The sequence below is a fragment of the Advenella kashmirensis WT001 genome (assembly GCF_000219915.2).
GTDB lineage: Bacteria > Pseudomonadota > Gammaproteobacteria > Burkholderiales > Burkholderiaceae_B > Advenella > Advenella kashmirensis.
On sequence record NC_017964.1, the window covers coordinates 817,803 to 836,815 of the forward strand.

A 19,013-nucleotide genomic window follows, 5' to 3' on the forward strand; every position below is an offset into this window, starting at 1 on the left:
GAATGCAGTTCTGGCATCAATCGGGTTTGTGATACCAATGTCCCAGCTAATCCATTCGGCTTCCCGGCTACCCATCAACATGACACATGTTCGTCAGCAGTTTGCCCGCCGTGGCACGCTGGAAGACGCGCGCTTTTTCTATGATGAAATCGCTACGCGCATGATAGACCGCCTGGGCTATATCAAAGTGGCGCCCGAGCGGGTTGTTGATGCCGGTTGCGGGCCCGGCAATTCGCTTTACCTGCTGGCGGCGCGCTATCCGCAGGCATCCATTATCGGTGTGGACCACTGCACGTCCTTTATTGAGCATTGCCGGAACCAGTACGTGCCCAAAGGCCTCAAATCCATCATGCAAAAACTCAAGGGGCGGCAAGGTTTTTCCTTCGAGCTTGCTGATATGGCAGCCATGCCCATGGCTGCTGAGTCGGTCGATATGGTGTGGTCCAATCTGGCGCTGCATTGGCATCAGCAACCGCATGACGTCATTCGTGAGTGGCGCCGGGTCCTGAGCAATAGCGGTCTGGCCATGTTTTCCTGTCTTGGCCCTGGTACTTTGCGCGAAGTGCGTAATGCAGTCGCGGCGGCGGGTATCCATACTCAGACCATGCAATTTGTCGATATGCATGATTTCGGCGATATCCTGCTGGAAAATGGTTTTATGGATCCGGTCATGGATCAGGAAGTGATCACACTGACTTATCGCACAGTGGATGCCTTGCTCAAGGATGTACGCGGACTGGGTGGTAATCCCAGCGAAGCGCGCGGCGACGGGCTCAAGGGGCGGGCGTGGTACCGGCGCCTGCGCGAGGCCCTGGAAGCGGGTCGCGGAGAAGATGGTTTATTGCGTTTGTCATTAGAGGTGGCGTATGGGCACGCCTGGTGCAGGCCGGTCAGGCAAAATGCGGCCGGCGAAACCTGGTGCCGGTCAGCGCCATCAAGCGGGCGGTACGTTAAGAGTGTGCGTGCGCGGTAGCGCAGCCCGATGGCAAGTGTAATCATAATGTCGTCGACCGGCAGCACTGGAACTACCCGTGCATTGGCGTTGTCGCGCTATTGGTTGCCTTATTCGCTGCGTTATTCGCTGCGCGATTCGCGCGATAACAGCCGGGATACGGCTTGCAGCGGGGATACTTTGTCGAACAGCACAGCGCAAACGGCTTCGGTAATCGGCATATCAATATTCAGCCGCGTGCGCGAGTCAGGGCGGCCCGGGCGCAGCGAACGCCTTCGGCGGTCATGCCCGAAGATAGGATCGTTTCCAGGTCCTGACCCCGGCCCAGCGCGACGCCCACCTGGCGGTTGCGCGACAGGTCTCCGGTTGCCGTCAGGACAAGGTCTCCCAGTCCGGTCAGCCCGCTGAAGGTGGCGGCCTCTCCGCCTAGCGCAAGGCCCAGGCGGCTCATTTCAGCCAGTCCACGGGTAATAAGCGCCGCGCGTGCATTCATGCCCAGTGCCAGGCCATCGGCAATGCCACAGGCAATCGCAATAACGTTTTTCATGGCGCCGCCCACTTCTACGCCGACCACGTCCTGGCTTCGATAGATGCGCGTATTGCCCGCATGCAGGGCCTCTGTGGCACGTGCCCTCACGCACTCATGGCGGCTGGCCACAGTGAGTGCAACCGGCAGACCCTGCGCTACTTCACGCGCAAACGAGGGGCCGGACAGCACACCGGTATAGGGGACGATATCGTCAAGAATGGCCTGCACCACTTCGTGAGGCAGGCGCGCCGTTTGCTGTTCGAATCCCTTGCAGGTCCACAGCACAGGCGTTGTGTGCAGGCCGGCAGCAGGCAGGCGCTCGCGCAAAATAGTACAGGTGTGGGCGATGGCGGCAACAGGGGTGCCCAGGATAATCAGGGAGGTTGACGCCTCTTGCAGAAACGCAAACGCCTGGTCCAGATTGTCGCTGGCAAGCAGGCTGGGAGGCAGGGGAATATCTTGTAGATATCGCGGATTGCGATGCTGCTGGTTGATGTGTCGTGCCGTTTCCGGGTCCCGCGCCCAGACCATGGTCTGGGCATTATTGCAGGCGGTATGCGCCAGCGCTGTGCCCCAACTGCCTGCTCCAAGAACGAGCACGCGCAATGACAACGGCGAGGGCGCAGGCGTCATGAGCGTTTATTGACGTGTTGTACCGGGAGGCACATAGATGCCTGAACACTGTCTGGTGCGCCATTGCCGCCAGCCTGGCTTTGTGCTTCCTGAACGCGTTGCTCATACAGTGCCTGGAAGTTCACTTCGGCCAGATGCAGTGGTGGCAGTGAGGTGCGGTTGATGGCATCGGCTACGTTGGCGCGCAGGTAAGGGAACAGCATGGTCGGGCAGACAATACCGATGAGTGGCTCGAACTGTTCTTCAGGTACATTGGCAATTTCAAAAATACCTGCTTGCGTGCCTTCGACCAGATACAGCGTTTTGTCGCCAATCTTGGTGGTGATCGTCACTGTCACGGTTGCTTCAAAAACGGTATCGGCCAGGCGCTCGCCGCCGACGTTCAGGGAGACTTCAACGTTCGGTGTTTCCTGCTCCAGGAAGATTTGCGGCGCGTTGGGCATTTCCAGGGAAAGGTCTTTAAGATAGACGCGTTGCATCGCGAATACCGGATCTGTTCCTGTCGCGTCGTTGTTCGATGCAGCGTTGTTTTCGTCAGCCATATAACTTCCTAAATGATGTAAATTTCAAAAATAAGCGGGTCATGCACCCAGCATGGTAACCAGTTTTCCCTCACGGTCAAGGGCTATCAGATCGTCACAGCCGCCGATATGCGCCTGATCGATGAAGATTTGCGGCACGGTTGTGCGCCCGCCGGATCGTTCAATCATAGCAGCCCGCTGCTCCCGGTTTGTGTCAATACTGATTTTCTCCAGATCGCTCACCCCGCGCTCACGCAATAATTTTTCTGCGCGTACGCAGTAGGGGCAGGTCTGCTTGTAATACATGGTCACTTTTTTCATCATGAGCCTTATCTGTTCACTGTGTAGCAATGGAATACGGTGGGCTGCCGCCGTGGCGGCGCCGGCAATGGCCTCAGCTGTGTTGCTTGACAGGCATGCCGTCAGCCTTCCAGGCGCCCATGCCGCCGGCCAGCGTATACACGTTTTCGGTGTTTTTGCTGCGCAGCACATCTGCCATTTTGGCTGATTCTCGCCCATTGTCGCATACCAGGATCAGTGGTTTGTTACGCGGCAGGGTACTGGCTTTCTGTTCAAAGTCGCAGCCGGCAGATTGCGCGCAGAAGGAATGGAGCCGCTGCGATAGCTATCGACGGGGCGCACATCGACAAACACCGCGTTTTCACGGTTGACCAGGTTGACCGCATCTTTGACGCTCAGCCCGGTATTACCCTTGCCCTGTTTGCGCAGCAGGGGGAAAGCCAGCAGTGCGCCAGAGACCAGCAGAAAAATGAGAAAGTAAATCGAGTTCTGATAAAAAAGAAAATCCACAATGAATCCTGAAAATGCGTTTTTCAAACGCTGAATTTACTGATTATAAAATAGCTCGCCTATTCGCGATAAGACTTCTGTAAAATAGAGGAAAATTAATGGTTGACCCGGGCCGCAGGCACGCGGCGGGCCGATTTTCAACCCGGTACAGTTTTTCAGTTTGTCTTGCGGGAATCAACAATGTATAAGCTAGTGTTAATGCGCCATGGCGAAAGCCAGTGGAATCTTGAAAACCGGTTTACCGGCTGGAAAGACGTCGATCTGACTGAAACCGGCCGTCAGCAGGCCTGGGAAGCCGGCGAGCTGCTCAAAAAAGAAGGCTACACCTTCGATCTGGCATTCACATCTGTGTTAAAACGCGCCATCCGCACCCTCTGGATTGCGCTGGATGCCATGGATGCCATGTACACGCCTGTGCATCCGAGCTGGCGCCTGAATGAACGGCACTATGGCGCGTTGCAGGGCCTGAACAAGGCGGAAACGGCGCAGAAATATGGCGATGAGCAGGTGCTGGTATGGCGCCGGGCTTATGCCATTGCGCCCGAGCCGCTGGACGGTGATGACGAACGTCATCCGCGCTTTGATGCGCGCTATAGCCGCATTGCCCCAGCCGATCTGCCCGCAACCGAATGCCTGAAAGATACCGTGGAGCGGGTCCTGCCTTTATGGAATGACTCTATTGCGCCGGCGATCAAGGCCGGTCGCAATGTGCTTATTTCAGCTCACGGCAATAGCCTGCGTGCGTTGATCAAGCATCTGGATCAGGTCTCCGAAGACGATATCGTCAATCTGAATATCCCTACCGGCCAGCCGCTGGTCTATGAGCTCGATGAGAACCTCAAGCCTATCAAGCACTACTATCTGGGCGATCAGGAAGCCATCGCTGCGGCCATGGCTGCTGTTGCGGCCCAGGGAAAGGCTAAAAAGGACTGACGTGATCCGGGTCTCGCGCGCGTTGCGTCTTCTGTCTGCATGCCGGTCATAGGGAAGGCATCATGAGTGGGCCCGGTTCCTTGCCGTCATTACGTTTGCTCGGCAGCGCAACGCTTGCCTGTCTGGCGCTGCTTGCCGGCGGCCCGGCGGGGGCGCAGTCCATTTCTTCGCTTACCAAGCAGCAGCAGAATGCCGAGCAATTGCGTCGAGACCTTCAGGAAAAAATCGCCCAGGTGCAGAAGCGGATCGATGAATCCGAAAGTGACCGCAAGGATGTCACCGAATCACTGCGCCAGTCCGAGACCGAAATTTCCCGGCTCAATGCCAGGCTTGATGACCTGGATAGCCAGCGCGACAAGACCGAGAGGGAACTGGATCAGTTGCGTCAGGAGCAGGCAGGGCAGCAGGCGCTCATGGAGCAGCGCCGCCAGGAACTGGCAGAGCAGCTTCAAGTCTCAGTATACCCACGGTGTGTCACCCTGGGCCGCGCTGCTCTCGGGTGATGATGCGCAGAAAATCGGCCGTGACCTGACCTATCTCAGTTATGTGGCCAAGGCAAGAACTCAGGCCGTTCAAGCGCTTAATACCGAAATCGCCCGTCTGGATGCGGTCAAAAAGAAGGTGGCAGACCACCAGAAGACATTGCAGAAACTGGCCGATGATGCAGAAAAAGGCAAGGCTGATCTGGAGCAGGAAAAACAAAAGCATGCCGCCGTGCTGGCCAGGATCGAAGAAGATCTGAAAACGCGGCGGTCCCAGGCCGGCAAGCTGGCGCGGGACGACAAACGCCTGAACGCGCTTATCGATGATATTCAGGGCAGCATTGTTAAACAGCGCGAGGCCATTCGTCGTGCGGCGATTGAGCGCGAGGCACGCGAGGCGGCCAGACGCAAGGCGCTGCAGCAGGCCCGTGAGCAGGCCGCTCGTCGCGCTGCCCAGCAGGCGGCACTTGCGGCAAAGCGTGCCGAACAGGCGGCGCGTCAGGCTCAGGCGGCACGGGAAGCAGAGCAGCGCGCTTATATGACGGCCGAAGAACAGGCAGAGGCGCTGCGTCGCGCCCGTGAAAATGCGCCCGCTGCCGGCGCTGGCGTTTCGCCGTCGCCCGAGCTGAATACAGCCACTCGGTCTGCGGCAGCGGCGCAGGAGCAATTGGCGCTGGCACGGATACAGCGGGAAAACCTGGAAATTGATCGCGAGAAGGCTCGTCTGGCGCGCCTGAGAGCTGAAGAGCAAGCGCGGCTGGCACAGAAGGCACGTGAAGACGAGCGCAAGGCCGCAGCAGAAGCCTCATCCGGCACTGCCGGCCTGCAGCGCGGCGCACCCTGGCCTGTACGAGGTAGTGTGCAGGGTCGCTTCGGCACGCCGCGTCCCGATACAGGCGATGTGTGGCGCGGCATTCTGATTCGGGCGGGCAACGGCACGCCGGTCAAGGCCATTGGCAGCGGCAGCGTGGTGTATGCGTCGTGGATTCAGGGATTTGGTAACCTCATTATTGTGGATCACCAGAATGGATATCTGAGTGTGTATGGTTACAATCAGAGCCTGAGCAAGAGGGTGGGCGACCGTGTACGCATTGGCGAGACCATTGCCCGTGTTGGGGCGACGGGGGGCAGGTTGACCCTGGCCTTTATTTTGAAATCAGACAAGGGTCTACCCCGGTAGATCCCATGAGCTGGCTGGCCCGGTAACGGTGCCGCGCATTTATCCGGAAGACTCTAAATGAAATTGTTTGCAGTGCGCCAGTTGTCATATGTAATTATCACCGGGCTGATTCAGGCGAGCATCGCCTATTCGCCGGCTGGCGTTGTCTCAGCAGAAGCCGGCCAATCCGGCGCGGCAGATTCCCGCGCCCGAGACGCATGCGCCGCTGCCTGCTGAAGAGTCGTTGCCATTTGCCGAATTGCAGCGCTTTGCGCGTGTTTATGCCGCGATCAAAAACAGCTATGTAGAGCCCATAGAGGATCAGAAACTGATCGAGTCCGCGATCAAGGGCATGGTTCAGGACCTGGATCCGCATTCGGCCTATCTGGATGAGCTCGAGTATGAAGAGATGCGGGTGTCCACCGATGGCGAATTCGGCGGCCTGGGTATTGAAATCGGGCCCGAAAAAGGTTTTGTAAAAATTATTTCGCCCATTGAAGATACACCTGCAGCCAAGGCCGGCATCATGCCCGGCGACATCATTACCGGCATCAATGGCGAAAGCATGGAAGGAAAGCCACTGAACGATGTGGTGAAAAATCTCCGCGGAGATGTGGGTACGTCGATCAAGCTGTCGGTCAGCCGTCCGTCTACCGGCAAACAGCTGGACTTTGATCTGGTGCGCGCGGTGATCAAGGTACAAAGCGTGCGTAGCAAAATGCTGCCTGATGCCATAGCCTATGTGCGTGTATCGCAGTTCCAGGAGCGTACCGGCCCCGATCTGGCGACGCACTTAAAACAACTGGACGCCAAGGGCAAGCCCAAAGGCTGGTCCTGGATTTGCGCAATGATCCGGGCGGCTATTGACCGGCGCCATCGGGGTGTCGGCAGCATTTCTCAAGCCTGGCATCAACGTTGTGTCCACCAAATCCCGCGACGATCAGGATTCCCATGTGTTCAAGGCAGATGCCCGGGACTACGTTCACAATTCGAGTGATTATCTGAAAGACCTGCCTGCCTGGACCAGAACCGTTCCCATGGTGGTATTGATCAATGTTGGTTCGGCATCAGCCGCGGAAATTGTCGCTGGCGCGCTGCAGGACCATAAGCGCGCTACGGTCATGGGTAACCGCAGCTTCGGCAAGGGTTCGGTCCAGGTCGTCATGCCGCTGGACGATAACACCGCGCTCAAGCTGACCACCGCGCGGTACTTTACTCCCTCCGGCGTTCCATCCAGGCCACCGGCATTGTCCCGGATATCGTGGTGACCGACACCGAAAAAGGTGATCTGTTCAGCTTCCCGCGCGAGGCTGACCTTGCTGAGCATCTGCGCAATGAACAGGCGGGTGAAAACGGCGAAGTCAAGGGCACCACTGCTATCAAACCCAATGAAGCATCGGAGAACGAGCAGGTCTTTGAATTCGGCTCGGCGGGTGATTTTCAGCTGACGCAGGCGGTCAATAAACTGCTGGGCAAACCCGTCAAAGGCGGTGCGCCGGTTGCCCCGAAGCAACTGAGCGAGAAGGAAAAACAGGCGGAGAAAAAATCCATTGATGCAGCTTCGGGCAGCGCTAAACCGGGGCAAGACCAGGACGACAAGCCGGCTAAGGATGAACCTGTTAAGCAGGAGCCCGTTAAGCGGGAGCCCGCTGACGCAGATCAGCCTGACAAGGCCGAGCCGTCTGCGCCGTCACCAGCCGAGCGCAAGGCGCCGGCCGATGCGGTCAAGCCGGCGGCACCCGCGCAACCCTCAGGAAAATAGCCAATGGATGATAACCAGCTGCTGCGCTATGCGCGACATCTGATGCTTGATGCTATCGGCATCGAGGGGCAGGAAAAACTGCTTGCCAGTTCCGTGCTGATCCTCGGGCTCGGTGGCCTGGGCTCGCCGGTGGCCGCGTATCTTGCCTCGGCCGGCGTGGGTAGGCTGGTGCTGGTGGATGACGATCAGGTTGAGCTGTCGAATTTGCAGCGTCAGATTATCCATACCACCGCGCGTATCGGCCAGAGCAAGGCTGAATCGGCCCTCGCTGCCATTGCGGAGATCAATCCCGATTGCGTAGTGGAAACAGTCGTCGAGCGGGTAGATACTGATCGTCTGGGGCAGTTGCTTGCCGGGGTGGATATTATTGTGGATTGCACCGATAATTTTCGTACACGCCAGGCCATCAATGAAGTATGCGTTGCGCAAGCCAAGCCTTTTGTGTCGGGTGCGGCCATCCGGTTCGCCGGCCAGGTGACGGTATTTGATACGCGCCATCCAGACTCGCCCTGTTACGCCTGCGCCTTTCCTCCTTCAGATAATTTGCAAACAGACAACTGCGCCACCATGGGCGTTTTTGCGCCGCTGGTTGGCATCATCGGCAGCGTAGAGGCCGCCGAAGCCATCAAAACGCTGCTGGATGCCGGCGACAACTTGCGCGGCCGGCTGATGATGCTCGATGCGCTATCCATGCAATGGCAAACGCTGCTGCTGGAGCGCAATCCTACCTGCCCGGTGTGTGCAGCGCGCGATTATTAATTGCTGTCCTGGCTGGCAGATTGCCTGGCCAAATTGCACTTGTCATGAGCTGGCGCCTGCAGTGTGAGTTGCGTGCTGCGCAGTTCATCACGTCTGAAATAATGAATAAGTACTTGCTGCCCGGCCTGGTAACGATCCAGCTGTTTGTCCCAGTTTGTCGCGTCAATACGCAGGCCGTCCATAGCCAGCAAAATATCGCCGGCCGACAAACCTGCCGCATGCGCTGCGCCGCCTTCAATTACCTGCGCCAGGCCCGGTTCGCCGGTCGCTGTGGCTCGCATGGTGGCGCCAATGCCTGGTGCGCGGCGCTCGGTCTCCCAGGACAGGCTGATGCCTTGCTTTTCCAGTAAAGATGCAAGGGGCAAATCGGCTGTTTGTTCGGTGGCCGCGTTAATAAATGACTGTAAATCCACCCCCGTTGCCTGCCTGAGCAAGCCTGCAAATTCATCCTCCTGCAAGCCGCGCTGACGTGATTGGTAAAAGCGGCGGCCATAGCGGTCCCACAGCAGGCGCATGACGTTGTCCAGCGACTTGCGGTTGCCGGTGGCATTGCGAATGCTCAGATCCAGCGCCAGTGCGACCAGGGATCCTTTTGTATAGTAGCTGACGATATTGTTGATTGAACTCTCGTCCTGGCGATAATAGCGATTCCAGGCATCAAAAGAGCTGTCGGCCACGCTTTGTCTGAAACGGCCTGGCGCCCGATGCACGCCGGTAATGGTCTTGGCCAGCAGTCTCAGATAGTCGTTCTCATCGATAACGCCGGCGCGCAGCAGCATCAGGTCATCGTAGTACGACGTGAACCCTTCGAAAATCCACAGCAGGCTGGTCAGATTGGGCCGGGACAGGTCATAGGGAACGAAGGCTTGCGGTTTGATGCGCTTGACATTCCAGGTATGAAAATATTCGTGGCTGACCAGTCCCAGGAAACCGGTATAGCCCTCGCTGCGTTCATCATTGCCCATCACGGGCAGATCCTGACGGGAAGCCACCAGCGCCGTAGAGGCGCGATGCTCCAGGCCGCCATAGTCCTTGCCGGTCACGTAGGTCATGAACACATAGCGATCGGCGCTGTCCAGAAACGGCGCGCGATGGGTGCCCGGCTCAAAGAAACGAATCTGTGTTTCACAGATTTTCGCGGTATCGCGTGCAATACGCTTGAAGTCGACGTTGGGTAACACGCCGGTAAATACCATTTCGTGTTTGGCGCCGCATACGGTGAATGTTTCCACATGAGGCGTGCCCATCTCGACCGGATGATCCACCAGGCATCGTAATCGGGCGCCTCATAGACCCCGAACCGGTGGGGCAGGGTCGTTTGTCGGCCCCGGCGTGCCGGCCGCAGGCTGGTGTAAACGCGCCAGTGACGGGTACCGTTATTGCCTGGGTCGATGGTCACCAGGCATGGTTGCTTTTCGCGACCGTGCACTTTCAGAAAAACGCTGGTGCCATTGAAAAAACCGTGGGTCTGATCCAGATGGGCGCAGCGCACCGACAAATCCCAGGCGTATACCCGATAATTGAGCGTGAGGCGGCTGGTGCAGGGCGCTACCTGCCAAGTGTGATTATCCAGTTTTTTGACGGCCAGCACAGATCTGCCTGCCTTTGCCGTCAGGCTGTGAATATGCCGGGAAAAATCCCGTATCAGATAGCTGCCTGGAATCCATGCCGGCAGCGACACAACCTGGCCGCGACGATCGGGGTTGCTGATGGTGATCTGGACATCAAAATAATGAGCGGCGGGGTCGGCGGGTGTGATCTGATAGGAAACGGAAGGCATACTGACTCGGTAAAATTTGGAGGTGAAGTAAGTAACTATAGCAAAAACCGAAGGTTTGTCATTTTTTGACCATTCAGTGGCTACAATATTCGACACAATTTCAGTGAATATCCGAATACTCACAGGGAGACCAAAGCATGTCAGAAGAATTTGTCTTATCGCGTATCGAAGGCGCTGTCGGCGTCATTACCATCAATCGCCCCAAGGTCCTGAATGCGCTTAGCAATGAGTTGATGCACGTGCTCAGCCAGGCGTTGCTGGCCATGCAGGCAGACAGCAATGTCAATGTCATTGTGTTGACCGGTTCCGACAAGGCTTTTGCCGCCGGCGCCGATATCTCGGCCATGAAAGACTGGGACTATATGGATGTCTATAAAAGCAATTACATCGGCGGCGATTGGGAAACCATGAAAAATGTCATTCGCAAGCCAGTTATTGCGGCAGTCTCGGGTTATGCGCTGGGTGGGGGTTGCGAGCTGGCCATGATGTGCGACACCATCTATGCGGCCGAAAGCGCTCGCTTCGGTCAACCCGAAATCAAGCTGGGGACCATCCCTGGCCTGGGCGGCACGCAACGGCTGACCCGCGCAGTAGGCAAGGCCAAGGCCATGGATCTGGTGCTCACCGGTCGCATGATGGACGCCAAGGAAGCGGAAAGCGCCGGGCTGGTTGCCCGGGTCCTGCCGGTCGACAATTTTCTCGATGAGGTGATCGAGATCGCACAGGGCATGGCCGGCATGTCGCAGACCACGCTTATGATGGCCAAGGAATGCGTCAATGTGGCACTGGAAACAACACTTGAGCAGGGCCTGTTGTTTGAACGCCGTGTATTTCACGCAACGTTTGCCACAAAGGACCAGAAAGAGGGAATGGACGCCTTTGTTGGCAAGCGTGCGCCTGCCTTCAATAATATGTAAGAAAACGTCCCCGCGTCTTGCCTATGACTTGAAATATACGATATACTTCTATGGCTTAACTGAATGCTAAAACCGTTATGAACGGCGCGGGGGCTTTACTTTACTTATGAATCATCCATCGGCATGAGTCATCAAACGGGAGCAACCGAACCAGATCGTACGAAGCATTTGCCGGAAAGGTCGGTTTTGCAGTCCGGGGTGTCCACAGATGCGCCCGTTGCCAATAACCAACACACCGCAGTAGGAAAGGCTGCGCCGGTAATGTCAGAAAAAGCACAAACAACGCCACAGGAAGCGCGTCCACTGAGTCTGACTCCACAAGAGCGGGCCAGAATGAACGCAAGGGCGGCAAGGGGCCTGGTTAATTTGGTGCTGGCACAAGCGGCGTTGCTGCTGGTAACAGCACTGGTAAGCTGGCTTGTCGCGGGGGGCTATGCAGCGCTATCGGCGCTGGCCGGGGGGTTGATTTATCTGATCCCATCCTCGTTCGCTGCTCTTCATATGCTTGTAAAGATTTACAGTCAGGCTAATGCCGGTGCGCTTACGTTCTTCTGGACGCAAGCGCTGAAGATTGGCGGAACGCTGGCATTGCTGGCTCTGGTGGTCAGGTTCGCGGGAGCCTACCTTGTCTGGCCTGCGCTGCTGATTGGGCTTGTTGTTGTATTGAAGGGGTATGTCCTGCTGCTTGTGTTGAATAAACTCAGGTAGTCAGACATAAATGGGATAAATCAAAATGCAGCCTGAACCGGCTGCGCATTTGGAGTACGTACTAAATGGCTGCATCTGCCGAAGTATCGCCTCAGTCAGCTTATGTCCAGCATCACCTGGCGCACCTGAATAATACGGGTCATCCTCAAACCAGTATTCTGGATATGAGTGTTATCAATTACGACTCCGTGTTCTGGTCTCTGGCCATGGGTCTGGTTGTCGTATTCCTGCTATGGCTGGCTGCCCGCCGTGCGACCAATGGCGTACCTGGTCGTTTTCAGGCCGCCGTCGAAATGGTTGTTGATATGGTCAACGACCAGGCAAAAAGCATTGTTCATAACGAAGTCTCGCGCAAGTTCATCGCGCCCCTGGCACTTACTGTGTTCTTGTGGGTCACGCTGATGAATACGCTTGACCTCATCCCGGTTGATCTGCCGGGTGCCATTCTTGGCTGGTTGGGTCTGGCTGGCGATCATCACGCCCCCGGTCCTCTGTATTATCATCGTATTCTTCCTACTGCCGACCTGAACGTTCCTATGGGAATGTCTCTGGCTGTGCTGCTGCTGTCTTTTTACTACGGTATCAAAATCAAGAGCGCCGGCGGTTTTGTTAAAGAGCTGTTCACTGCGCCGTTTCATGCGCATGGCTTTGCCGCTGTCCTGTTGTCGCCTTTCAATCTGTTGCTCAATATCATCGAGTACGCTGCCAAAACCGTTTCTCTCGGTATGCGGCTGTTCGGTAATATGTTCGCCGGTGAATTGTTGTTCATGCTCATTGCCCTGCTGGGTGGCGCATGGACCGGTTTTTCCGCAATGAATATCGGGCTTGGCATCGGCCAGGTACTGGCCGGATCAATATGGGCTATTTTCCATATTCTGATCATCCTGCTCCAGGCCTTTATTTTCATGATGCTGACCCTGGTATATCTTGGTCAGGCGCATGAGAGCCACTAAGGTTTCGTCATAGCAGATTCTGTTATGCCGTAGTCGGCAGATCGGAAATTAACAACCGGTCTGCCAAATTTTAAGCAGTAATTTTCCATCTTTAAATTGTTTTAGGTTCATAACCACAAGGAGTTGTCATGACCACAGCAGCTTTCGTTGCTCTTGCTTGCGCTTTCATCATCGGCCTGGGCGCTATCGGCGCGTGTATCGGTATCGGTATCATGGGCGGTAAATACCTCGAAGCATCCGCTCGTCAGCCAGAACTGATGAACGTTTTGCAAACTAAAATGTTCTTGTTGGCTGGTCTTATCGACGCTGCGTTCCTGATCGGTGTTGGTATCGCCATGCTGTTCGCGTTCGCAAGCCCGTTTGGTGCCTGATAACAAGACGTAAGGCCATCTTCGGATGGTGGTGAACAAGATGGAATAGCGAACCCTGACATTCAGGGTTCGCCAATGACAAAAGTTCAAGTAAATTTCAGGATTTCGCCCAGGCGAAACCGCCCATTATTGAAGGGAAACGACCGTGAATTTAAACGCGACGCTCTTTTTCCAGACGCTCGTTTTTTTGTGCTGGCGTGGTTCACGATGAAATTCGTGTGGCCTCCGCTGATCAAGGCCATTGAAGAACGTCGTCAGAAGATTGCCGATGGTCTGGCTGCAGCCGACAAAGGCAAAGCGGATCTCGCTCAGTCCCAGGCTCGTATCAGTCTGATCGAAGCCGATGCCAAGCAGCAAACACATGCTCGCTTGCAGGACGCTGAAAAACATGCTGCATCGATTGTTGATGCTGCCCGCGGAGAAGCCGAAACTGAACGTTCACGCATCATCGCTCAGGCCCAACAGGATGCCGAGCGTGAAGTGCAGCGTGTACGGGACAGCCTGCGTGATGAAGTAGCTGCCCTTGCCGTCAAAGGCGCAGAGCAGATTCTCAAGCGCGAAGTCAATCCTCAGACGCATGCCGAGTTGCTGAACCAACTCAAGGCACAGCTTTAATTCGGAAATACCATGGCAGAACTATCAACCGTTGCCCGTCCGTACGCCGAGGCGCTTTTTGCCTCAGCGAAAAATGATCCGGCAGGTCTTGCTGCATGGTCGGATGCCGTCAATGAGCTCGCGCAGCTTTCAAACATGAAAGATGTGCGTGAAGCGATGTCAGATCCGCAACTGGAAAGAAAAACAAAAGAAGACGTTTTTCTGGGCCTGCTCAAAACGTCCTTGTCGCAGCCAATGCGCAATTTCGTTGACCTGCTCATTGAAAACGATCGTCTTTTGCTCCTGCCACAAATCGCCGAGCAGTTCGAGGCGCTCAGAAACCGCAATGATGGAACTGCGCAGGCAGAAATCACCAGTGCTTTTGAGATGTCCGAAGCCCAGGTGCAGGAACTGATTGCCGGGCTGGAGAAAAAATTCGGCGTTAAACTGAAGCCGGTTGTTACCGTTGATCCATCGCTTATCGGTGGCGTTCGCGTAACAGTAGGTGATCAGGTATTAGATACTTCCGTGCAGGCTCAGTTGAGCCGCCTGCGCGACACACTGGCGGCTCACTAAGCGCCATACATAACAGGATTTCAGGAGTCTGAACATGCAACTCAATCCGTCAGAAATCAGCGAACTGCTCAAAAGCCGTATTGAAGGCCTGGGCGCTTCTGCCGATGTTCGTACGCAAGGTACGGTTGTTTCCGTAACCGACGGTATTACCCGCGTCCACGGTCTTTCCGATGTGATGCAAGGCGAAATGCTGGAGTTTCCCAATAACGTCTACGGTCTTGCTCTGAACCTCGAGCGTGACTCCGTGGGTGCCGTTATTCTGGGTGATTACACCGGCGTATCCGAAGGTGATCAAGTCAAAACTACCGGTCGTATTCTCGAAGTACCCGTTGGCCCCGAATTGCGCGGCCGCGTGGTCAACGCACTGGGTCAGCCCATCGACGGTAAAGGTCCGGTCAATGCGAAAGCAACCGACATTATCGAGAAAGTGGCACCCGGCGTTATTGAGCGCCAGTCTGTTTCCCAGCCTCTGCAAACCGGTATTAAATCAATCGACTCCATGGTGCCTATCGGCCGTGGTCAGCGCGAACTGATTATTGGTGACCGCCAGACAGGTAAAACTGCTGTTGCCATCGACGCGATCATCAGCCAGAAAGGCAAGAATGTTACCTGCGTTTACGTTGCTATCGGTCAGAAAGCCTCTACCGTGAACAACGTGGTGCGCAAGCTCGAAGAACTGGGCGCACTGGAATACACGATTGTTGTTGCAGCAACGGCATCTGACTCTGCTGCCATGCAGTATCTGTCAGCGTATGCTGGTTGCACCATGGGTGAATATTTCCGTGACCGCGGTGAAGACGCGCTGATCGTTTATGACGATCTGACCAAACAAGCCTGGGCATACCGTCAGGTTTCCCTGCTGCTGCGTCGTCCGCCAGGCCGTGAAGCCTATCCCGGGGACGTGTTCTATCTGCACTCCCGTCTGCTTGAGCGCGCAGCTCGCGTTAACGAAAATTACGTAGAAAAATTCACTAACGGCGAAGTGAAAGGTAAAACCGGTTCTCTGACCGCGCTGCCTATCATTGAAACCCAGGCAGGCGACGTTTCTGCGTTCGTTCCTACCAACGTGATCTCCATTACCGACGGCCAGATCTTCCTTGAGACCGATCTGTTCAACGCCGGTGTGCGTCCAGCGATCAACGCCGGTATCTCCGTTTCACGGGTTGGCGGTGCAGCACAGACCAAAGTCATCAAAAAACTGTCCGGTGGTATTCGTACCGACCTGGCCCAGTATCGTGAATTGGCAGCCTTTGCCCAGTTTGCCTCCGACCTTGACGACGCAACACGCCGTCAGCTCGAGCGTGGTAAACGCGTGGTAGAACTGCTCTAGCAGTCTCAGTACCAGCCTTTGCAGGTTTGGGAACTGGCCGTCTCACTGTATGCGGTGAACAATGGCTACCTGGACGAAGTTGAAGTTGAAAAGGTCCTGTCATTCGAGAAAGGTCTGAAAGACGAGCTTAAGAACAAGCACGCTGATCTGATCGGCCGTATCGAAGATACAAAAGAACTGTCCAAAGAAGACGAAGCTGCATTGAAAGATATTGTTGCCAGCTTCAAATCTGGTGGTTCATACTAAGTAAGTCCGTGAGGTGCAGGGCCTGTTGCCATGCACCTTCCTGAAATTGGTTTAACAGGAAAGCGAAATGCCTGGAATCAAGGAAATTCGTACGAAGATCAAGAGCGTGCAAAACACGCGCAAGATCACCAAGGCCATGGAAATGGTGGCAGCATCCAAAATGCGCAAGGCGCAGGAAAGAATGCGCGCCGGCCGTCCCTATGCCAAGAAAGTACGCGAAATCGCTGCACACATGATGCAAACGCATCCTGACTACCGTCATCCGTACATGGAAGAGCGTACAGATATCAAGGCGGTGGGTGTAGTGCTGGTCACCACAGACAAAGGTCTGTGCGGCGGCCTGAATACAAATATCTCCCGGCTGGTGCTGGCGCGTCTCAAGGAATTTGAAGCCAAGGGTATCAAGGTCCAGACGACTGCCCTGGGTAATAAAGGTTTGAGCCTGCTGACACGTATTGGCAGCAATTTGGTGTCCAACGAAGTGCAGCTTGGCGATCAGCCACACCTTGAACGCCTGATCGGCGCCCTCAAGGTGCAGCTTGATGATTATCTGGACGGCAAGATCGATGCCCTCTATGTGGCGTCCACGCATTTCGTGAACACCATGCGACAGGAGCCAACGATCATGCGTCTGTTGCCGTTGCCGGATGGCCTGAAGGATCCGTTTGTCGCCGGTGCTGCAAAAGCCGAAGACGAAGAAGCTGCGATCGAATCGAGCTACCAGTGGGACTACATCTTCGAGCCCGATGCCAAATCGGTCATCGACGATCTGCTGGCCCGTTACGTTGAGGGTCTGGTGTATCAGGCAGTTGCGGAAAATATGGCGTCAGAGCAGTCGGCACGGATGGTGGCGATGAAGGCTGCGTCGGACAATGCAAAGAAAGTGATTGGAGAACTGCAACTGGTTTACAACAAAACCCGTCAGGCATCCATCACTAAAGAAATTTCAGAAATCGTGGGGGGCGCCGCGGCCGTGTAACCTTCGGGTCAACACCAACCGGCATCTTTCAATCGTTATTAAGTAAGGAATCGACATGAGTAACGGTACCATCGTTCAGTGCATCGGCGCCGTCGTGGATATTCAGTTCCCACGCGACAACATGCCAAAAGTTTATGAAGCCCTTGTCCTGGCGGACAATGAATCAAAATTCGCCGAGAAAGGTTTGACACTGGAAGTTCAGCAGCAGCTGGGCGACGGTGTTGTGCGTACGATTGCAATGGGCTCCAGTGACGGTCTGCGTCGCGGCATGGCCGTTGGCCGTACCAACGCTGCTATTTCCGTTCCTGTCGGTGAAGCCACTCTGGGCCGCATCATGGATGTACTGGGTCGTCCTATCGACGAAGCCGGTCCTATTGCTACCGAGGAACGACGTGCAATTCACCAGTCTGCACCGAAGTTTGACGAACTGTCTCCTTCGGTCGAGCTGCTGGAAACCGGCATTAAGGTGATTGACCTGGTCTGCCCGTTTGCCAAAGGCGGTAAAGTGGGTCTGTTCGGTGGTGCCGGTGTGGGCAAAACCGTTAACATGATGGAACTCATCAATAACATCGCCAAACAGCACTCCGGTCTGTCCGTGTTTGCCGGCGTGGGTGAGCGTACTCGTGAAGGTAACGACTTCTACCACGAAATGGAAGAGTCCAACGTTCTGGATAAAGTAGCCATGGTGTTCGGTCAGATGAACGAACCTCCGGGCAACCGTCTGCGCGTGGCTTTGACCGGTCTGACAATGGCCGAAAAATTCCGTGACGAAGGTCGTGACATTCTGTTCTTCGTAGATAACATCTATCGTTACACCCTGGCCGGAACTGAAGTATCTGCGCTGCTGGGTCGTATGCCTTCAGCGGTGGGCTATCAGCCAACACTGGCTGAGGAAATGGGTGTACTGCAAGAGCGTATTACTTCTACCAAAACCGGTTCCATTACATCGATCCAGGCCGTTTACGTTCCTGCCGATGACTTGACCGACCCGTCTCCTGCCACAACCTTCCAGCATTTGGACTCTACGGTCGTGCTGTCGCGTGACATCGCTTCTCTGGGTATTTACCCAGCGGTTGACCCGCTGGATTCCACCAGCCGTCAGCTGGATCCTCAAGTGGTTGGTGAAGAGCACTACGCAGTGGCCCGCGGCGTTCAGCAGACGCTGCAACGCTATAAGGAATTGCGCGACATTATCGCGATTCTGGGTATGGACGAGTTGTCTCCTGAAGACAAACAGGCTGTTGCCCGTGCACGTAAAATCCAGCGTTTCCTGTCTCAGCCGTTCCACGTTGCCGAGGTCTTTACAGGTTCTCCAGGTAAATACGTACCACTGGCTGAAACCATTCGCGGCTTCAAGATGATTGTTGACGGTGAATGCGATGCGCTGCCTGAGCAGGCTTTCTACATGGTCGGTACCATCGATGAAGCCTTCGAAAAAGCGAAAAGCTTAAAATAAGGAATAGCTATGGCTACTTTACTCAAAGTAGATGTTGTCAGTGCTGAAGCATCCATCTTCTCGGGCGAAGCCAAGTTTGTGTCTTTGCCGGGTGAAAGCGGTGAGCTGGGCGTTCTGCCCGGCCACACGCCGCTGATCTCCAAGGTCCGTCCAGGTACGTTGAAAATCGTACGTGAAGACGGAACAGAAGAGCTGGTGTTTGTAGCCGGTGGTATTCTTGAAGTGCAACCATTTGGCGTTACAGTTCTGTCCGACACGGCAATCCGTGCGGCAGATCTGGACGAAGCCAAGGCCGAGAAGGCTCGCCAGCAGGCGCTGGAAGCACTCGAGAACGCACACGACAAGCAGGATATTGCCGCTGTCGAAGCCGAACTGGCCATGCTGGCAGCGCAGGTTGCTGCAGCTCGTCGATTGGCCAACATGAAAAATCGTCACTGATTCTTCATTGTTACTGCGGTACTGTCAGTAAAAACAAAAGACGCCCTGGTGGCGTCTTTTGTTTTGTCTTCATGTTCATTGTCGATGCTGTCCGGCGCATACTATGTTCAATGATTGTGCATGTG

17 protein-coding genes and 6 pseudogenes are annotated in these 19,013 nt (G+C 55.5%); 18 read left to right on the forward strand and 5 right to left on the reverse strand.

What is annotated here, in order from left to right; translation table 11 throughout:
* Window positions 1-37: 37 nt before the first annotated feature.
* Window positions 38-973: a methyltransferase domain-containing protein gene (locus tag TKWG_RS03850; protein ID WP_041708988.1), complete on the forward strand. Its 936-nt coding sequence runs from the start codon at window positions 38-40 to the stop codon at window positions 971-973.
* 101 nt (window positions 974-1,074) lie between these two features.
* On the opposite strand, the pseudogene TKWG_RS03855 reads toward TKWG_RS03850, so the two are convergent.
* The 4 genes and pseudogenes from TKWG_RS03855 to TKWG_RS25750 form a co-directional block, all read right to left on the reverse strand.
* A pseudogene (locus TKWG_RS03855) lies at window positions 1,075-2,114 on the reverse strand (NAD(P)H-dependent glycerol-3-phosphate dehydrogenase).
* A gap of 6 nt (window positions 2,115-2,120) precedes the next feature.
* Window positions 2,121-2,656 (reverse strand): annotated as a pseudogene (gene secB / locus TKWG_RS22915) (protein-export chaperone SecB).
* Window positions 2,657-2,695: 39 nt separating this feature from the next.
* Entirely contained in the window at window positions 2,696-2,956 is a 261-nt protein-coding gene (gene grxC, locus TKWG_RS22920; RefSeq protein WP_014749562.1) for a glutaredoxin 3, read from the reverse strand.
* Between the two features lie 73 nt (window positions 2,957-3,029).
* Window positions 3,030-3,445, reverse strand: a pseudogene (locus tag TKWG_RS25750) (rhodanese-like domain-containing protein).
* 180 nt (window positions 3,446-3,625) lie between these two features.
* Here TKWG_RS25750 and gpmA point away from each other — a divergent pair.
* The 7 genes from gpmA to TKWG_RS03890 all read left to right on the forward strand — a co-directional run bounded on the left by gpmA (window position 3,626) and on the right by TKWG_RS03890 (window position 8,540).
* Window positions 3,626-4,378 (forward strand): 2,3-diphosphoglycerate-dependent phosphoglycerate mutase, encoded by a 753-nt coding sequence (gpmA, locus tag TKWG_RS03875; protein WP_014749565.1) that lies wholly within the window; start codon window positions 3,626-3,628, stop codon window positions 4,376-4,378.
* A gap of 62 nt (window positions 4,379-4,440) precedes the next feature.
* Complete coding sequence (locus TKWG_RS23510; protein WP_014749566.1) at window positions 4,441-4,881, forward strand: metallopeptidase; 441 nt, start codon at window positions 4,441-4,443, stop codon at window positions 4,879-4,881.
* Window positions 4,850-6,040 carry a murein hydrolase activator EnvC family protein gene (locus tag TKWG_RS03880; protein ID WP_014749567.1) on the forward strand — a complete coding sequence of 397 codons (1,191 nt, stop codon included), beginning with the start codon at window positions 4,850-4,852 and terminating at the stop codon, window positions 6,038-6,040. Before TKWG_RS23510 ends, TKWG_RS03880 begins: the two co-directional genes overlap by 32 nt.
* Window positions 6,041-6,182: 142 nt before the next feature.
* On the forward strand, window positions 6,183-7,016 hold the full coding sequence (locus TKWG_RS24485; RefSeq protein WP_050981522.1) for a S41 family peptidase: 834 nt from the start codon (window positions 6,183-6,185) through the stop codon (window positions 7,014-7,016).
* Entirely contained in the window at window positions 6,901-7,287 is a 387-nt protein-coding gene (locus tag TKWG_RS24490) for a S41 family peptidase (RefSeq protein ID WP_407636887.1), read from the forward strand. The genes TKWG_RS24485 and TKWG_RS24490 overlap by 116 nt, the downstream gene beginning before the upstream one ends.
* On the forward strand, window positions 7,284-7,781 hold the full coding sequence (locus tag TKWG_RS24495; RefSeq protein ID WP_050981524.1) for a prolipoprotein diacylglyceryl transferase: 498 nt from the start codon (window positions 7,284-7,286) through the stop codon (window positions 7,779-7,781). Before TKWG_RS24490 ends, TKWG_RS24495 begins: the two co-directional genes overlap by 4 nt.
* Window positions 7,782-7,784: 3 nt before the next feature.
* The gene (locus TKWG_RS03890; protein ID WP_014749568.1) at window positions 7,785-8,540 is read left to right on the forward strand and encodes a HesA/MoeB/ThiF family protein; all 756 of its coding nucleotides are present in this window, start codon (window positions 7,785-7,787) and stop codon (window positions 8,538-8,540) included.
* Here TKWG_RS03890 and TKWG_RS03895 read toward each other — a convergent pair.
* Window positions 8,537-10,320 (reverse strand): annotated as a pseudogene (locus TKWG_RS03895) (M61 family metallopeptidase). The gene TKWG_RS03890 and the pseudogene TKWG_RS03895 sit on opposite strands and share 4 nt — an antisense overlap.
* A gap of 137 nt (window positions 10,321-10,457) precedes the next feature.
* On the opposite strand from TKWG_RS03895, the gene TKWG_RS03900 reads away from it, so the two are divergent.
* From TKWG_RS03900 to TKWG_RS03945, 10 genes and pseudogenes are all read left to right on the forward strand, one after another.
* The gene (locus TKWG_RS03900; protein ID WP_014749571.1) at window positions 10,458-11,237 is read left to right on the forward strand and encodes an enoyl-CoA hydratase; all 780 of its coding nucleotides are present in this window, start codon (window positions 10,458-10,460) and stop codon (window positions 11,235-11,237) included.
* Between the two features lie 261 nt (window positions 11,238-11,498).
* Window positions 11,499-11,945 carry an ATP synthase subunit I gene (locus tag TKWG_RS03905; protein ID WP_085946384.1) on the forward strand — a complete coding sequence of 149 codons (447 nt, stop codon included), beginning with the start codon at window positions 11,499-11,501 and terminating at the stop codon, window positions 11,943-11,945.
* Window positions 11,946-12,010: 65 nt separating this feature from the next.
* A complete protein-coding gene (gene atpB, locus TKWG_RS03910; RefSeq protein WP_014749573.1) occupies window positions 12,011-12,898 on the forward strand; it encodes a F0F1 ATP synthase subunit A in 888 nt (295 codons plus the stop codon).
* Between the two features lie 128 nt (window positions 12,899-13,026).
* Window positions 13,027-13,269 carry a F0F1 ATP synthase subunit C gene (atpE, locus tag TKWG_RS03915; protein WP_014749574.1) on the forward strand — a complete coding sequence of 81 codons (243 nt, stop codon included), beginning with the start codon at window positions 13,027-13,029 and terminating at the stop codon, window positions 13,267-13,269.
* 145 nt (window positions 13,270-13,414) lie between these two features.
* A pseudogene (locus TKWG_RS03920) lies at window positions 13,415-13,884 on the forward strand (F0F1 ATP synthase subunit B).
* 12 nt (window positions 13,885-13,896) lie between these two features.
* On the forward strand, window positions 13,897-14,439 hold the full coding sequence (locus tag TKWG_RS03925) for a F0F1 ATP synthase subunit delta (protein WP_014749576.1): 543 nt from the start codon (window positions 13,897-13,899) through the stop codon (window positions 14,437-14,439).
* A gap of 34 nt (window positions 14,440-14,473) precedes the next feature.
* Window positions 14,474-16,015: pseudogene (atpA, locus tag TKWG_RS03930) on the forward strand (F0F1 ATP synthase subunit alpha).
* Between the two features lie 67 nt (window positions 16,016-16,082).
* A complete protein-coding gene (atpG, locus tag TKWG_RS03935; protein ID WP_014749579.1) occupies window positions 16,083-16,994 on the forward strand; it encodes a F0F1 ATP synthase subunit gamma in 912 nt (303 codons plus the stop codon).
* Window positions 16,995-17,049: 55 nt separating this feature from the next.
* On the forward strand, window positions 17,050-18,450 hold the full coding sequence (gene atpD / locus TKWG_RS03940) for a F0F1 ATP synthase subunit beta (protein ID WP_014749580.1): 1,401 nt from the start codon (window positions 17,050-17,052) through the stop codon (window positions 18,448-18,450).
* Window positions 18,451-18,459: 9 nt separating this feature from the next.
* Entirely contained in the window at window positions 18,460-18,888 is a 429-nt protein-coding gene (locus tag TKWG_RS03945; protein ID WP_014749581.1) for a F0F1 ATP synthase subunit epsilon, read from the forward strand.
* Window positions 18,889-19,013: the final 125 nt, after the last annotated feature.